Source organism: Chromobacterium sp. CCUG 30098 (genome assembly GCF_059916605.1).
Genome location: NZ_JAUCGS010000002.1, coordinates 257,463 through 270,224, shown reverse-complemented (window position 1 = coordinate 270,224; position 12,762 = coordinate 257,463). Strand labels below are relative to the sequence as shown.

The 12,762-nt window shown below is 67.8% G+C and carries 17 protein-coding genes; 5 read left to right on the top strand and 12 right to left on the bottom strand.

What is annotated here, in order from left to right:
* Positions 1–27 precede the first annotated feature (27 nt).
* Entirely contained in the window at positions 28–1,407 is a 1,380-nt protein-coding gene (fumC, locus tag QUG03_RS06900) for a class II fumarate hydratase (RefSeq protein WP_488905958.1), read from the top strand.
* 194 nt (positions 1,408–1,601) lie between these two features.
* Here the strand turns inward: fumC and QUG03_RS06895 are convergent, their stop codons facing one another.
* Positions 1,602–2,291 (bottom strand): SOS response-associated peptidase, encoded by a 690-nt coding sequence (locus QUG03_RS06895; protein ID WP_107799302.1) that lies wholly within the window; start codon positions 2,289–2,291, stop codon positions 1,602–1,604.
* A 227-nt stretch (positions 2,292–2,518) separates the two neighbouring features.
* On the opposite strand from QUG03_RS06895, the gene QUG03_RS06890 reads away from it, so the two are divergent.
* From QUG03_RS06890 to QUG03_RS06875, 4 genes are all read left to right on the top strand, one after another.
* Positions 2,519–3,043: a P-loop nucleotide/nucleoside kinase family protein gene (locus tag QUG03_RS06890; RefSeq protein ID WP_107799303.1), complete on the top strand. Its 525-nt coding sequence runs from the start codon at positions 2,519–2,521 to the stop codon at positions 3,041–3,043.
* 166 nt (positions 3,044–3,209) lie between these two features.
* Positions 3,210–3,656 (top strand): hypothetical protein, encoded by a 447-nt coding sequence (locus tag QUG03_RS06885; protein WP_107799304.1) that lies wholly within the window; start codon positions 3,210–3,212, stop codon positions 3,654–3,656.
* Positions 3,657–3,776: 120 nt separating this feature from the next.
* Complete coding sequence (locus tag QUG03_RS06880) at positions 3,777–4,049, top strand: hypothetical protein (protein WP_107799305.1); 273 nt, start codon at positions 3,777–3,779, stop codon at positions 4,047–4,049.
* Between the two features lie 8 nt (positions 4,050–4,057).
* The gene (locus tag QUG03_RS06875) at positions 4,058–4,300 is read left to right on the top strand and encodes a hypothetical protein (RefSeq protein ID WP_235088847.1); all 243 of its coding nucleotides are present in this window, start codon (positions 4,058–4,060) and stop codon (positions 4,298–4,300) included.
* Positions 4,301–4,443: 143 nt separating this feature from the next.
* Here QUG03_RS06875 and QUG03_RS06870 read toward each other — a convergent pair whose 3' ends face one another.
* From QUG03_RS06870 to urtC, 11 genes are read right to left on the bottom strand one after another with little or no spacing between them, the layout of a single operon-like run.
* A complete protein-coding gene (locus tag QUG03_RS06870) occupies positions 4,444–5,034 on the bottom strand; it encodes a HupE/UreJ family protein (RefSeq protein ID WP_500819707.1) in 591 nt (196 codons plus the stop codon).
* On the bottom strand, positions 5,018–5,683 hold the full coding sequence (gene ureG, locus QUG03_RS06865; RefSeq protein WP_235088850.1) for an urease accessory protein UreG: 666 nt from the start codon (positions 5,681–5,683) through the stop codon (positions 5,018–5,020). The genes QUG03_RS06870 and ureG overlap by 17 nt, the downstream gene beginning before the upstream one ends.
* 30 nt (positions 5,684–5,713) lie before the next feature.
* Positions 5,714–6,394 carry an urease accessory protein UreF gene (locus QUG03_RS06860; protein WP_500819706.1) on the bottom strand — a complete coding sequence of 227 codons (681 nt, stop codon included), beginning with the start codon at positions 6,392–6,394 and terminating at the stop codon, positions 5,714–5,716.
* Positions 6,391–6,885 (bottom strand): urease accessory protein UreE, encoded by a 495-nt coding sequence (gene ureE, locus QUG03_RS06855; RefSeq protein ID WP_486637097.1) that lies wholly within the window; start codon positions 6,883–6,885, stop codon positions 6,391–6,393. Before ureE ends, QUG03_RS06860 begins: the two co-directional genes overlap by 4 nt.
* Before the next feature lie 9 nt (positions 6,886–6,894).
* Complete coding sequence (ureC, locus tag QUG03_RS06850; RefSeq protein ID WP_500819705.1) at positions 6,895–8,595, bottom strand: urease subunit alpha; 1,701 nt, start codon at positions 8,593–8,595, stop codon at positions 6,895–6,897.
* Positions 8,592–8,897: an urease subunit beta gene (locus QUG03_RS06845; protein WP_107799312.1), complete on the bottom strand. Its 306-nt coding sequence runs from the start codon at positions 8,895–8,897 to the stop codon at positions 8,592–8,594. Before QUG03_RS06845 ends, ureC begins: the two co-directional genes overlap by 4 nt.
* A gap of 10 nt (positions 8,898–8,907) precedes the next feature.
* Positions 8,908–9,210, bottom strand: a complete 303-nt coding sequence (gene ureA, locus QUG03_RS06840) for an urease subunit gamma (RefSeq protein WP_107799313.1) — start codon at positions 9,208–9,210, stop codon at positions 8,908–8,910.
* Positions 9,211–9,237: 27 nt separating this feature from the next.
* Positions 9,238–10,080, bottom strand: coding sequence for an urease accessory protein UreD (locus tag QUG03_RS06835; protein ID WP_500819704.1), 843 nt, complete (start codon positions 10,078–10,080; stop codon positions 9,238–9,240).
* 3 nt (positions 10,081–10,083) lie between these two features.
* Complete coding sequence (gene urtE / locus QUG03_RS06830) at positions 10,084–10,782, bottom strand: urea ABC transporter ATP-binding subunit UrtE (protein ID WP_500819703.1); 699 nt, start codon at positions 10,780–10,782, stop codon at positions 10,084–10,086.
* Position 10,783: 1 nt separating this feature from the next.
* Positions 10,784–11,617 (bottom strand): urea ABC transporter ATP-binding protein UrtD, encoded by an 834-nt coding sequence (urtD, locus tag QUG03_RS06825; protein WP_500819702.1) that lies wholly within the window; start codon positions 11,615–11,617, stop codon positions 10,784–10,786.
* A gap of 37 nt (positions 11,618–11,654) precedes the next feature.
* Positions 11,655–12,755 carry an urea ABC transporter permease subunit UrtC gene (gene urtC, locus QUG03_RS06820; RefSeq protein ID WP_500819701.1) on the bottom strand — a complete coding sequence of 367 codons (1,101 nt, stop codon included), beginning with the start codon at positions 12,753–12,755 and terminating at the stop codon, positions 11,655–11,657.
* Between the last annotated feature and the right edge of the window lie 7 nt (positions 12,756–12,762).

The window sequence follows — 12,762 nt, the reverse complement described above, 5'->3', positions numbered from 1 at the left end:
ACCTCATTCCCGTGCGAAAGGCATGCCATGACACACAGAATAGAACACGATTCCTTCGGCGACATCGAAGTCCCCGCCAACGCGCTGTGGGGCGCGCAGACCCAGCGCTCGCTCGGCCACTTCGCCATCTCCAGCGAAACCATGCCGCCGGAACTGATCCTGGCGCTGGCCCAGGTCAAACGCGCCGCCGCGCTGGCCAACCGCGAACTGGGCAAACTGCCGGCGGACAAGGCCGACGCCGTCGTCGCCGCCGCCGACGAAGTCCTGGCCGGCAAACATCCGGACGCCTTCCCGCTGTCGGTATGGCAAACCGGCTCCGGCACTCAGAGCAATATGAATATGAACGAGGTGCTGGCCAACCGCGCGTCCGAACTGCTGGGCGGCGAGCGCGGCCCGGGCCGGCTCGTCCACCCCAACGACGACGTCAACCGCGGCCAGTCCTCCAACGACATCTACCCCACCGCCATGCACGTGGCCGCCGCGCGCGCGGTGCACGACAGGCTGCTGCCGGCGCTGGGCCGGCTGCGCGCCGCGCTGACGGACAAGGCGGCCGCCTTCGCCGACATCGTCAAGATAGGCCGCACCCATTTGCAGGACGCCACTCCGCTGACCCTGGGCCAGGAGCTGTCCGGCTGGGTGGACCAGCTGGAGCAAGCCGAACACGCCGTCCGCGCCGCGCTGCCCGGCCTCTACCAGCTGGCCGTGGGCGGCACCGCCGTCGGCACCGGCCTCAACACCCATCCGGAGTTCGGCCCGCGCGTGGCCGCGGAGCTCAATCGCGCCTGCGGCCTGCCCTTCGCCAGCGCCGGCAACAAGTTCGCCGCGCTGGCCGGCCACGACGCGCTGGTTCACTCCCACGGCGCGCTCAAGCAACTGGCCACGGCGCTGATCAAGATCGCCAACGACATCCGCTGGCTGGCCTCCGGCCCGCGCAGCGGCCTGGGCGAATTGCTGATCCCGGAAAACGAGCCGGGCAGCTCCATCATGCCGGGCAAGGTCAACCCCACTCAGTGCGAGGCGATGACCATGTTGTGCTGCCAGGTGCTGGGCAACGACGTGGCGCTGTCCATCGGCGCCGCCTCCGGCAATTTTGAATTGAACGTGTTCAAGCCGCTGATTGTCCACAATTTCCTGCAAAGCGCGCGCCTGCTGTCAGACGGCATGGACAGCCTCAACCATCATTGCGTGCGCGGCATGCAGGCCAACCGCCCGCGCATCGAGCAATTGCTGGAGCAATCGCTGATGCTGGTCACCGCGCTCAACCCGCACATCGGCTATGACAAGGCCGCCGCCATCGCCAAGCTGGCCCACGCCAACGGCGGCACCCTCAAGCAGGCGGCGCTGGAGCTGGGCTATGTGACGGCGGAGCAGTTTGATCAGTGGGTGGATCCGAAGGCGATGATCTAAGCTCTTTTTCAGTGCGCTGAACCTGGCTTGGCGCACAGAAAACCGCGCATCCGGGCTGCCCCAGGCCTCTGCGACAGACCTCCGCGCGGGATCGCTACGCTCCACCCACCCTACCCATGGCAAACCGCCGCGTGTTGGCCGGGTGGAGCCATAGGCGATACCCGCCAGCATTCGCAGCTTTGCTCATACGGCGTTCAGTCGAACAAACCCAAGGTTCGCGGCAGCGGCTGAGGCGCCGGCTTGGGCGCGCCCTGGCGCGGCGCCAGCGGCGCGTCCTCGGCGCGCATCTCCTCCGCCGGATACAGCCGCAGCAAGCGCTGCGCGTCCTCCGGCCTCCGCGCCGTCAGCCAGGCCTGGTAATCCTCCGGCCGCACAATCACCAGCGAACGCTTCTCGTCCTCCGGCTTGTGGGTGCGGCGCATCAGCGCGTGCGCCTCGGCGTTGACCGTCAATTGGGTGAAGGCGTGGCTGATCGAGCCGTCCGGCTCCGACCAGGCCCGCCACAGCCCGGCCACCGCGAACGGCGCGTCGTCGGCCAGGCCGATGCGCCAGCGCACCGCGCGGCCGCTTTCATACGAGGGTTCGAAAAAGGCCCGCATCGGCACCAGGCAACGCTGACCGGCCCGCCACGGGTAGCGGAAGTTTTTCAGTTCGGCCACGGTTTCCGAACGCGCGTTGGTGGTGGACAGCCGCATGCCGTCCGGCTGATGACGCTTGGGCACCAGGCCGTAATTGCCCAGCCGCGGCTCCAGGCCCCGGCGGCCGGCCACGATGAAGGGCGCGGCGTAATCCTGCCAGGCCTCTTCTTGCCAAAGCAGCTCGCCGGCCTCCACGCCGAACAACGGCAGTTGATCCGGATGGGGACATAGATAATTGACGCACATCGGTCCAGTCTACCGGATATCGCGCCGGCCGGCCCGCCGCAGCGGTTTGACAAGGCCGGCCCAAGCGGCCACCATAAGGCCACTATGCGCCGTTTCGTCCCCTTCTCCAGCCAAGATTGGATTGACGCCTTTTTTTGAGGCGGGTTGGCGCGCGGCCAGACGAAGCCCGGCAACCCGCCCCAACCGGCGGGTTTTTTCATATATGCCCCTCTCCCAAGGAGACTGTCATGCCAAGTAATGAACAATTCAAAGATACGGCCACTGAGGCGACACTGCACTTGGTTTGCGGCAAAATCGCGGCGGGCAAGTCCACGCTGACCCGCCGCCTGTCCGATCAGCCCCGCACCGTGCTGATCAGCGAAGACGACTGGCTGGCCAAGCTCTATCCCGGCGAGATCCGCACGCTGACCGACTATGTGCGCCGCTCGCAGTCGCTGAAAGACGCGCTGGCGCCCCATGTCTCCGCTCTGCTGCGGCAGGGCCTGTCCGTGGTGCTGGACATGCCGGCCAACACCCTGGACAGCCGTCGCTGGATGCGCGAGCTGATCGAGTCCAGCGGCGCCGCCCACCAGCTGCACCATCTGGACGTCAGCGACGAGGCCTGCAAGGCGCGCTTGCGCCAGCGCAACGCCAAGGGCTCCCACCCGTTCAGCGTCAGCGAAGCGGAGTTCGACCACATTACCCGCTACTTCGTGCCGCCCAGCCCGCAGGAAGGCTTCAACGTCGTGGCCCATCTCAGCGCCGAGGCTTGAAACGCGCCTGCCGCCCCTGCGAAAAACGCCGGCTTGCCGGCGTTTTTTCATGGGCGCGCAAGCGGCGGCGATCGCTCCTCCGCCCCAGGCATGGCCTGTCGGATATATAAATCAATAACCATATGACAGCTTACCAGCCGGATATATTTAGGCTTGAATAGCAAACATGAACACCACCGAAATCCGCCGCCACAAGCTGGGCCTGTTGATCGAACGCGATTTTGACGGAACCGTTTCCCGACTCGCGGAGCTGATCGATCGCCGCCCTCCGCAAATCTACCGCCTGTTCTCGGACGCTCCCAGCGGCCGCGGCATGGGAGAACACCTGGCCCGCCACATCGAAAACCGGCTGAACCTGCCCCGCTACTGGCTGGATCAGGAAGGCGACATCGACGCCCTGCCGCCGCTGCACGCGCGGGTGGCGGAGTTCGAGGCCGCGCTGTCGGAACGCGCTTTGCTGCAGTTGTTGATCGACGATCTGCATCGCGGCGTGCGCGGGCAGACTCTCAGCCGCAAAGCGCTGATCAGCCTGCGCGGCATGGTGGAAGCGCTGACTCAGGAGCCCCCTCAGCCGCAGCCGGCGGACGCTTGGGCGGGCGGCGCGGCGGAATGAGCCGGCGCGCGGCCATGGGCCGATACGCAACACTCCGCCGTAGATAACCTAGTGGTTATTGTTGCTTAATATCTTTATTGATAGGCTATGCTGATCGCCTTGTGAGGAATGGAGATTGGCATGACCTTCCCGCCGCTTCGCCCCCGGCTTACCGACTACGGCAGCTGCATCGCCGTGGAGAGCCTGCGCCTGCTCAAACCCCTGCCCGTGGTCAAGGCCGCGCTGCACACCCCCAAGGGCGTGCTGCCGCGCCGGGTCTGCGCGGTCAGCATCCAACGCCGGAGATTGTGGGCGGACCGCCACACCGGCGCGCTTTACTGCGCGGAAACCGGCTACAGCCTGCGCCACACCAATCTGCGCCTCCAGGTGTGCCCGCAAGCGCTCAGCGTTTGAACGCCGCCATGCCCTTATCCACTCAAGCGGAACGCGCCGTCGCCGCCAGCGCCATGGACACGCTGCAATCGCTGGCCTCGCTGATGCGCGCGATCGAACGCCTGAACGAAACGGCTGACCCTCAAACGCGCGAGCACATCGCCCAACTCTGCCGACTGGCGGCGGAGATGGCGCAGGACGCCCACAATGAGCTGGATCTGATCCGGGAGCGGGCGGCCCAGCCCGGCCGCGACGCCGCGACGCGCGCTTAGAACCTGTTTACGATCTGCTGCGCTTCGTGAAACTGGGCGCGGCGAGTAGCACTTCGAAATGCTCATTTCTCAGCGGTTTTCGCCTTGTATCGCTCTTGCTCGCTAGATCGTAAACACGTTCTTAGAAGCGGCTTAGAAGCCGCTTAGACCCAGCCGCCCAGCATCAACACTCCGCACGCGGCGATGCCGCCGCCGGCGACGCGCCCCAGCCGCTCGCCCAAGGCAAGGCGCGTTTCCGTCCGTCCCAGCAGCAAGCCGGCCGCGTGCAGCAGGCCGGAGGCCAGCACGAAACCGGCGGCGTAAGCCAGACCGGAGGCGTCGTGCGGCATTTCCTGGCCGTGGGCGACGCCGTGCAGCAAGGCGAAGCCGGCGATCGCCGCCAAGGCCAGACCGCGCCGCGGCTGCAAGGCGAAGGCCAGCAGCAGGCCCAGCGCGATCACGCTGGCGGCGATGCCGCTTTCCAGCGCCGCCACGCTCACGCCCAGCCAGCCCAACGCGCCGCCCGCGGCCAACATGGCCATGAAGGTCAAGGGCCCTTGCCAGCGAGCCGCGCCGCCCAGCCGCCACGACCACAAACCCACCGCCAGCATGGCCAGCAAATGGTCCAACCCGCCAAGCGGGTGCGCGAGGCCGCTGGAAAAGCCGGCGACGGCGTGGCCGGGGTGAGCCTGGGCCAGTCCGCTGGCCAGCAATAGCGCCAGCGCGGCCGGCGTGAATTTACGCAGAAAGGTCATTTTCAGCTCCCGAGACCTCAAGTTGCAGCATGCCCTGGGTTTCGATGAAGGCGATGATGTCGTTCAGCCCCTGGCCAAGCTTGAGATTGGAGAACACGAAGGGCCGTTCGCCGCGCATGCGGCCGGCGTCGCGCGCCATCACCTCCAGCGAGGCCCCCACCAGCGGCGCCAGATCAATCTTGTTGATCACCAGCAGGTCCGACTTGCAGATGCCCGGCCCGCCCTTGCGCGGAATCTTGTCGCCGGCGGACACGTCGATCACGTACAGCGTCAGATCGGACAGCTCCGGGCTGAAGGTGGCGGCCAGATTGTCGCCGCCGCTTTCAATGAAGATCAGGTCCAGGCCGGGATGGCGCGCGTTCAGCCGCGCCACCGCCTCCAGATTGATGGACGCGTCTTCGCGGATGGCGGTGTGCGGGCAGCCTCCGGTCTCGACGCCGATGATGCGATCCGCCGCCAGCGCCTGGTGCTGGACCAGGAATTGCGCGTCTTCCTGGGTGTAGATGTCGTTGGTGACGGCGGCGACATTGTATTTGTCGCGCAGCGCCGCGCACAGCGCCCAGGTCAGGTGGGTCTTGCCCGAGCCCACCGGCCCGCCTATGCCCACCCGTAACGGCCCGCGGCCCTGGGCGAGTCCTGTCGTGTTCATTGCTTTCTCCTTGAGATAGCGGCCGCCGGCTCAAGACCGGAACAGCCTGCTGTACTGGGTTTCATGCTTCATCGCCACCCAGGCGAGGCCGGGGGCGAAATTGCTCAGTTGGTCCGCCGGCAGCCGCCGCGCCTCGGCGCCGGCGGCCGCCACCGCCGGCAACAAGGCCGACAATAATTGCTGGCCGGCCGTCTGCCCCATCGGCATCGCCTTGAGCAGAACCGTGACCTGATTCTCCAGCCAGCCCCATAGATACGCGTCCACCGCGCCGGCCTCGTCCACGCCCAAGGCGCGCGCCGCCTGCGCCCAAACCGCCGGCAGCGCCAGCTCCGGCTGCTCCAGGCCGGCCGGCCACGGCAAACCGGCGCATTCCGGCAACGCTTGCAGCAGGCGGCGCAGCGAATACCCCATCTGCACGGTTTCCTGCCGCAGTTCGCGGCTGTCGCGGCTGGCCAGCAATTGCTGATTGATCCGCGTCAGCGCCGGCTGCTCGTCGGCGGCCAGCGCGCGCCAGGCCTGGGCCAGCAGCGCGGCTTCGAAACGGGACAGCGGTCCTTGCAGCGCATCGCCCAGCCAGGCGGCGGCGCTGGCGGCGTCATGCACCAGGCCCAGCTCCAACGCGCTCTCCAGCCCTTGCGAATAGCTATACGCGCCGATAGGCAGGCCGGGGCTGGCCAGCCGCATCAGTTGCAGCCGCGCCAGCGCGCTCATGCCGCGCCGTACTGATGCAGCCGCGGCGGATACTGGAAGGCCGCCTCCTTGCCGTGGGAGTGATGGTGGCCGCCGCCGTAAGCGCCGGACTCCGGCTGGAACGGCGCGTCGATTTTTCGCACTTGCGCGCCCATCTGCTCCAGCATCCGCGCCAGCACCTCGTCGTCCAACAGCCGCAGCCAGCCCTCGCCCACTTGCAGATGCACATGGCGGTTGCCCAGGTGGTAGGCGGCGCGGGTCAGCGCGACGGCGTCGGCGCAACAGACATGCAGCAAGGCCTCCGCCGCGGCCGCCACCCTCACCCGGCGGCCATCCTCGGCCTGCAACACCTCGCCGTCGGCCAGCGGCGGCCCCGGTTCCAGAAACAGGCCGCAGTCTTCGCCGGCGGCGCTGCGGGTGCGCAGCCGGCGCTTGCCGCGCAGTTCGTAACTCATCAGCAACTCATCGTCCCAGGCGCTCGCATCGTCGGCGCGGCGTGTCAGCAACAACATGGCATCCTCTCAAAACAAGAAATAACGCTGCGCCAGCGGCAGGCGCTCGGCCGGTTCGCACCACAGCAATTCGCCGTCGGCGCGCACCTGGTAGTTTTGCGGGTCCACCTCGATATGCGGCAGATAATCGTTGTGGATCAGATCGGCCTTGCTCAGCTGACGGCAGCCCCGCACCGCCACCAGCCGCTTGCGCAGGCCCAGTTCCGCGCCGACGCCGGCCTGCAGCGCCGCCTGCGACACAAAGGTGACGCTGCCGCGCGCCACCGCCGCGCCGCAGCTGCCGAACATCGGCCGGTAGTGCACCGGCTGCGGCGTCGGAATGCTGGCGTTGGGATCGCCCATCGCGGCGGCGGCGATGACGCCGCCCTTGAGGATCAGGCTGGGTTTGACCGCGAAGAAGGCCGGCCGCCACAGCACCAGATCGGCCAGCTTGCCGGCTTCGACGCTGCCCACCTCGTGGGCAATGCCGTGGGTCAGGGCCGGGTTGATGGTGTACTTGGCCAGGTAGCGCTTGACCCGGAAATTGCTGTGGCCGGGGCCGTCGCCCGGCAAGGGGCCGCGCTGGCGCCGCATCTTGTCCGCCGTCTGCCAGCAGCGCAGTATGGTTTCCCCCACCCGCCCCATCGCCTGGCTGTCCGAGGACATCATCGCGAAGGCGCCCAGATCGTGCAGGATGTCCTCGGCGGCGATGGTTTCGCGCCGGATGCGGCTTTCGGCGAAGGCCACGTCCTCGGCGATGCCCGGGTCCAGGTGATGGCAGACCATCAACATGTCCAGGTGCTCGTCTATGGTGTTGACCGTGAACGGCCGGGTGGGATTGGTGGAGCTGGGCAGCACATTGGCGTGGCCGCAAGCCTTGATGATGTCCGGCGCGTGGCCGCCGCCGGCGCCCTCGGTGTGATAGGTGTGGATGGCGCGGCCCTTGAACGCGGCCAGCGTGGCCTCGACGAAGCCGGATTCGTTCAGGGTGTCGGTGTGGATGGCCACTTGCACGTCCATCTCGTCCGCCACCGTCAGGCAGTTGTCTATCGCCGCCGGGGTGCTGCCCCAGTCTTCGTGCAGCTTGAGGCCGATGGCCCCGGCGCGCACTTGCTCGCGCAGCGGCTCCGGCAGGCTGGCGTTGCCCTTGCCGGTGAAGCCCAGATTCATCGGAAAGGCTTCCGCCGCTTCCAGCATCCGCGCCAGATGCCACGGCCCCGGCGTGCAGGTGGTGGCCTTGCTGCCGGTGGCCGGCCCGGTGCCGCCGCCTATCATGGTGGTGACGCCGGACATCAGCGCGTCTTCGATCTGCTGCGGGCAGATGAAATGGATATGGCTGTCGATGCCGCCGGCGGTGACGATCATGCCTTCGGCGGCGATGATTTCGGTGGCGGCGCCGATGGCGATGTCGACGCCGGGCTGGATGTCCGGATTGCCGGCCTTGCCGATGGCGGCGATGCGGCCGTCCTTGAGGCCGATGTCGGCCTTGACGATGCCCCAGTGGTCCAGGATCAGCGCATTGGTCAACACCGTGTCGGCCACTTCCGCCGCCAGGCCCTGGCCCTGGCCCATGCCGTCGCGTATCACCTTGCCGCCGCCGAACTTCACCTCCTCGCCGTACACGGTGTAATCGCGCTCCACTTCCACCCACAATTCGGTGTCGGCCAAGCGCACCCGGTCGCCGACGGTGGGGCCGAACATCTCGGCATAGGCCTGTTTGCTGATTTTCATAAGGCCCCCATCACCTTGCCCTGAAAGCCGTACACCCGGCGCCGGCCGGCCAGCTCCACCAGCTCCACGCTGCGGACCTGCCCGGGCTCGAAGCGCACCGCGGTGCCCGCGGCGATGTTCAGCCGGCAGCCGCGGGCGGCCTCGCGGTCGAACCGCAAGGCGTCGTTGGTTTCGGCGAAGTGATAATGCGAGCCCACCTGGATCGGCCTGTCGCCGGTATTGGCCACCGTCAGCGTCAGGGTGCGGCGGCCGGCGTTGAGCTCGATCTCGCCCTCGGCGGCCTGGATCTGTCCGGGAATCATCGCGGCCTCCTCATACAATGGGCTGGTGGACGGTGACCAGCTTGGTGCCGTCCGGAAAAGTGGCTTCCACCTGGATGTCGGCGATCATCTCGGCCACGCCGTCCATCACGTCCTCGCGGCCCAGCAAGGTGGCGCCGTAATGCATCAGCTCCGCCACGCTGCGCCCGTCGCGCGCGCCCTCCATGACGGCGGCGCTGATATAGGCCACCGCCTCCGGATAATTCAGCTTCAGGCCGCGCGCGCGGCGGCGTTCCGCCAGCAGGCCGGCGGTGAAGATCAAGAGCTTGTCTTTTTCTCTGGGCGTCAATTCCATCGTGAAGTCCCATTTCTCATTGAAGGGTCAAGTCGCCCAGATGCGCGGCTCCTGCGCCGCGCGGCCGTGGGTGAACGGGTAAAGCAAGCGCCGCGCCCGCCGCAGCCAATGATGGGCGGCTTCGGCGCTGTCGCCGATGAAGCGCGCCAGCCAGACGTCCGGCAGTTGGCTGGCGGCGGCGCGGCCCGCCAGCGGCAGCGCCAATACCGCCTGATGCAAGGCCTCCGGCAGCACCGGCCCGGCCCACAACAGCAGGCCGACCGCGGTCTGGCCGCCCATTCCGACCGCCGCGTCCAGCATGCGGTCGCCGCCGGCCAAGGCGGCGCGCTCGCACCAGATCAAGCGGCCGTCGCGTTCTATGTCCAGGCTTTGACGCCAGAGACCGCGGTCGAAGCGCTCGCCGCAGGCCGGCCGCCCCAGACAGAGCACGTCGCCGTACAGCAGCGCGGCGTCGCCCAGCAGCTGGACGCGGCCTTGCAAGCTCACCTCGGCGCCGGCGAACAGAATGGTTTCCAGCGGCAGCCATTCCAACCGCGCGCCGGCGGCCAAAGACAGCTCCAGCCGCTGGCTGGCCGGGCGGCCGAAACCGTCGTACCACTTGGCGGCGCCGGGGCTGGTCAGCAGCGCGTCCGCGCCCTCCTCCAAAGTCACCGTCAGGCTCAGGCTGTCGCCGCCGGCCATGCCCCCCGGCGGATGCACGATGATGTGCTGGCACTGGCCGGCGTCGTCGGTGAAGTGGCGCTGCACCCGCAAGGGGCCGCAATGCCGCCGCCGCACCGGAATGGTGCGTCCGTCGCGGCGCCGGTAGCTCAGCTCCAGTTCGGCGGCCCAGGGCGGGGGCAGGCCGACGGCGGCGGCATCGCGTCGCATCGCTCAGATCGCCAGCAGCCCGCGCACGCCGTCCGCCCGCATGTCCCCGCCCAGGCCGCTTTGCACCACTTCGCCGCGCGCCATCACCAGGTAGCGGTCCGCCAGCGCCTCGGCGAAGTCGTAATACTGTTCCACCAGCAGGATGGCCATCTCGCCCCCGGCCGCCAATTGGCGGATCGCCACGCCGATCTGCTTGATGACGGAGGGCTGGATGCCTTCGGTCGGCTCGTCCAGCATCAGCAGCGACGGCCGCCCGGCCAAGGCGCGGCCAATCGCCAATTGCTGCTGCTGGCCGCCGGAAAGGTCGCCGCCGCGGCGGCCGCGCATCTCGTACAACACCGGGAACATCTCGAACACGCTGTCCGGCAAGCGGCGGCCGGCCGCGCCGGAGAAACGCGCCAGACCCAGGCGCAGGTTTTCCTCCACCGTCAACCGCGGAAAGATTTCGCGCCCCTGCGGCACATAGGCGATGCCGCGTGCCGCGCGCTGATGCGGGGCCAGCGCGGCGATGTCCTCGCCGCGCCAGCGCATGCGCCCGCCGCGTATCGGCCATTGCCCGCTCAGGCATTTGAGCAGCGTGCTCTTGCCCGCGCCGTTGCGCCCCAGCAGGCAGGTGATCCGCCCCGTCTCGGCGCGCAGGCTGATCCCGCGCAGGATGCGGCTGCCGCCGTAATACTGTTCCAGTCCGTCGATTTCCAGCATCTCAGCGCCCCAGATACACTTCGATCACCCGCTCGTCCGCCTGCACCTGCCGCAGCGTCCCCTCCGCCAGCACCGCGCCTTCGGCCAGCACCGTCACCCGGCCGCCCAGGCTGGCGACGAAATCCATATCGTGTTCCACCACCATCAGGGAGTGCTCGCCCTTCAGGCTCAGCAGCAGCTCCGCGGTCTGTTCGGTTTCGGCGTCGCTCATGCCTGCCACCGGCTCGTCCAGCAAGAGCAGCTTGGGTTGCTGAGCAAGCAGCATGCCAATCTCCAGCCATTGCTTTTGGCCGTGCGACAGCAGGCCGGCCAGCCGGCCGCGCTGCTCCTGCAGCCGCACCCGTTCCAGCAGTTCGTCGACGCGGCGGCGCTGAGCCGCGCCCAGGCGCGCGCGCAGGCTGGCGCGCACCGAGCGGTCTCCGGCCAGCGCCAGCTCCAGGTTGTCCGCCACCGTCATCGCCTCGAACACCGTGGGCTTCTGGAATTTGCGCCCTATGCCCAGTTGGGCGATCTCGGCCTCGTCGTATCTGCGCAGGTCCAGGGTCTGGCCGAAGAACACGCTGCCGGCGTCCGGCCGGGTCTTGCCGGTGATCACATCCATCATCGTGGTCTTGCCGGCGCCGTTGGGGCCGATCACCACGCGCAATTCGCCGACGGCGATCGACAGCGTCAAGCGGTTCAGCGCGCGGTAACCGTCGAAATCAACTATGACATCGTCAAGATATAATGTCTGTCCGTGCCGAATGTCCAGCCCCGGCGTCAATGGCCGGGACAAGCCCACCGCCTCGCCCTCCCACTGTCCGCGCGGAACGGGATTCTCGCCTGTTGTATTCATGTCGCATATCCGGGAAATCAATAAACGCGCGGCCGCCTCAAGCGCCGCGGCCTCGCGCCAGCCAGCCCATCAAGCCGCGCGGCAGCAACAGGGTGCCGGCGATGAACAGCCCGCCCAGGAAGAACAGCCAGTACTCCGGAAAGGCCACGGTGAACCAGCTCTTGGCGGCATTGACCAAGACGGCGCCCAGTACCGGTCCGATCAAGGTGCCGCGGCCGCCCACCGCCACCCAGACGGCGGCCTCGATCGAATTGCCCGGCGACATCTCGCCCGGATTGATGATGCCGGCCTGCGGCACGTACAAGGCCCCGGCCAGGCCGCAGAGCATGGCGGACAACACCCATACCGCCAGCTTGTAGTCTTGCGGCCGGTAGCCGCAGAACATCAGCCGCGACTCGGCGTCGCGCACCGCGGTGAGCACGCGGCCGAACTTGCCGCGCGTCAGCCGGAACGCCCCCAGCAAAGCCAGCGACAGCAAGAGCGCGCTGAGGACGAACAGCCAGGCGCGGGTGGCCGGCTCGGCGATGCCGAAGCCCAGGATGCGCTTGAAGCCGGTAAAGCCGTTATTGCCGCCAAAACCGGTTTCGTTGCGGAAGAACAGCAGCATCGCCGCATAGGTCAGCGCCTGGGTGATGATGGAAAAATACACGCCGCGGATGCGGGAACGGAAAGCCAGCCAGCCAAAGCCCAGCGCCAACAATCCAGGCGCGCCCACCGCCAGGCACAGGGCCCAGGCCAGGTGTTCGCTGCCCTGCCAGAACCACGGCAGCGTCCGCCAGTCCAGCGACACCATGAAATCCGGCAGCGCGCTCTGGTAGACGCCGTCGCCGCCGATCTGACGCATCAGATACATGCCCATGCCGTAGCCGCCCAGCGCGAAGAACAGGCCGTGGCCCAGGCTGAGCAAGCCGGTATAGCCCCAGACCAGGTCCAAGGCCAAGGCCAGCACCGCGTAGCACAGAATCTTGCCCGCCAGGGTCAGAACATAGGCCGACACCCGCCAGCCGCTGTCCGCCGGCGCGAACACATGCAACAAGGGCAAGGCCAGCAGACCGAGCCAGACCAGCACCAGCGCCGCCGCGCCCCAGCGCCGTCGGCCCAGGCCGGACAAGAGCCGCAAAGAGTAAGGAAGATGCATGGCGGCT

Bases quoted from the DNA above. Each gene is read 5' to 3' on its own strand.
- fumC (WP_488905958.1), top strand. From the start codon at position 28: ATGACACACAGAATAGAACACGATTCCTTCGGCGACATCGAAGTCCCC.
- QUG03_RS06895 (WP_107799302.1), bottom strand. From the start codon at position 2,291: ATGTGCGTCAATTATCTATGTCCCCATCCGGATCAACTGCCGTTGTTC.
- QUG03_RS06890 (WP_107799303.1), top strand. From the start codon at position 2,519: ATGCCAAGTAATGAACAATTCAAAGATACGGCCACTGAGGCGACACTG.
- QUG03_RS06885 (WP_107799304.1), top strand. From the start codon at position 3,210: ATGAACACCACCGAAATCCGCCGCCACAAGCTGGGCCTGTTGATCGAA.
- QUG03_RS06880 (WP_107799305.1), top strand. From the start codon at position 3,777: ATGACCTTCCCGCCGCTTCGCCCCCGGCTTACCGACTACGGCAGCTGC.
- QUG03_RS06875 (WP_235088847.1), top strand. From the start codon at position 4,058: ATGCCCTTATCCACTCAAGCGGAACGCGCCGTCGCCGCCAGCGCCATG.
- QUG03_RS06870 (WP_500819707.1), bottom strand. From the start codon at position 5,034: ATGACCTTTCTGCGTAAATTCACGCCGGCCGCGCTGGCGCTATTGCTG.
- ureG (WP_235088850.1), bottom strand. From the start codon at position 5,683: ATGAACACGACAGGACTCGCCCAGGGCCGCGGGCCGTTACGGGTGGGC.
- QUG03_RS06860 (WP_500819706.1), bottom strand. From the start codon at position 6,394: ATGAGCGCGCTGGCGCGGCTGCAACTGATGCGGCTGGCCAGCCCCGGC.
- ureE (WP_486637097.1), bottom strand. From the start codon at position 6,885: ATGTTGTTGCTGACACGCCGCGCCGACGATGCGAGCGCCTGGGACGAT.
- ureC (WP_500819705.1), bottom strand. From the start codon at position 8,595: ATGAAAATCAGCAAACAGGCCTATGCCGAGATGTTCGGCCCCACCGTC.
- QUG03_RS06845 (WP_107799312.1), bottom strand. From the start codon at position 8,897: ATGATTCCCGGACAGATCCAGGCCGCCGAGGGCGAGATCGAGCTCAAC.
- ureA (WP_107799313.1), bottom strand. From the start codon at position 9,210: ATGGAATTGACGCCCAGAGAAAAAGACAAGCTCTTGATCTTCACCGCC.
- QUG03_RS06835 (WP_500819704.1), bottom strand. From the start codon at position 10,080: ATGCGACGCGATGCCGCCGCCGTCGGCCTGCCCCCGCCCTGGGCCGCC.
- urtE (WP_500819703.1), bottom strand. From the start codon at position 10,782: ATGCTGGAAATCGACGGACTGGAACAGTATTACGGCGGCAGCCGCATC.
- urtD (WP_500819702.1), bottom strand. From the start codon at position 11,617: ATGAATACAACAGGCGAGAATCCCGTTCCGCGCGGACAGTGGGAGGGC.
- urtC (WP_500819701.1), bottom strand. From the start codon at position 12,755: ATGCATCTTCCTTACTCTTTGCGGCTCTTGTCCGGCCTGGGCCGACGG.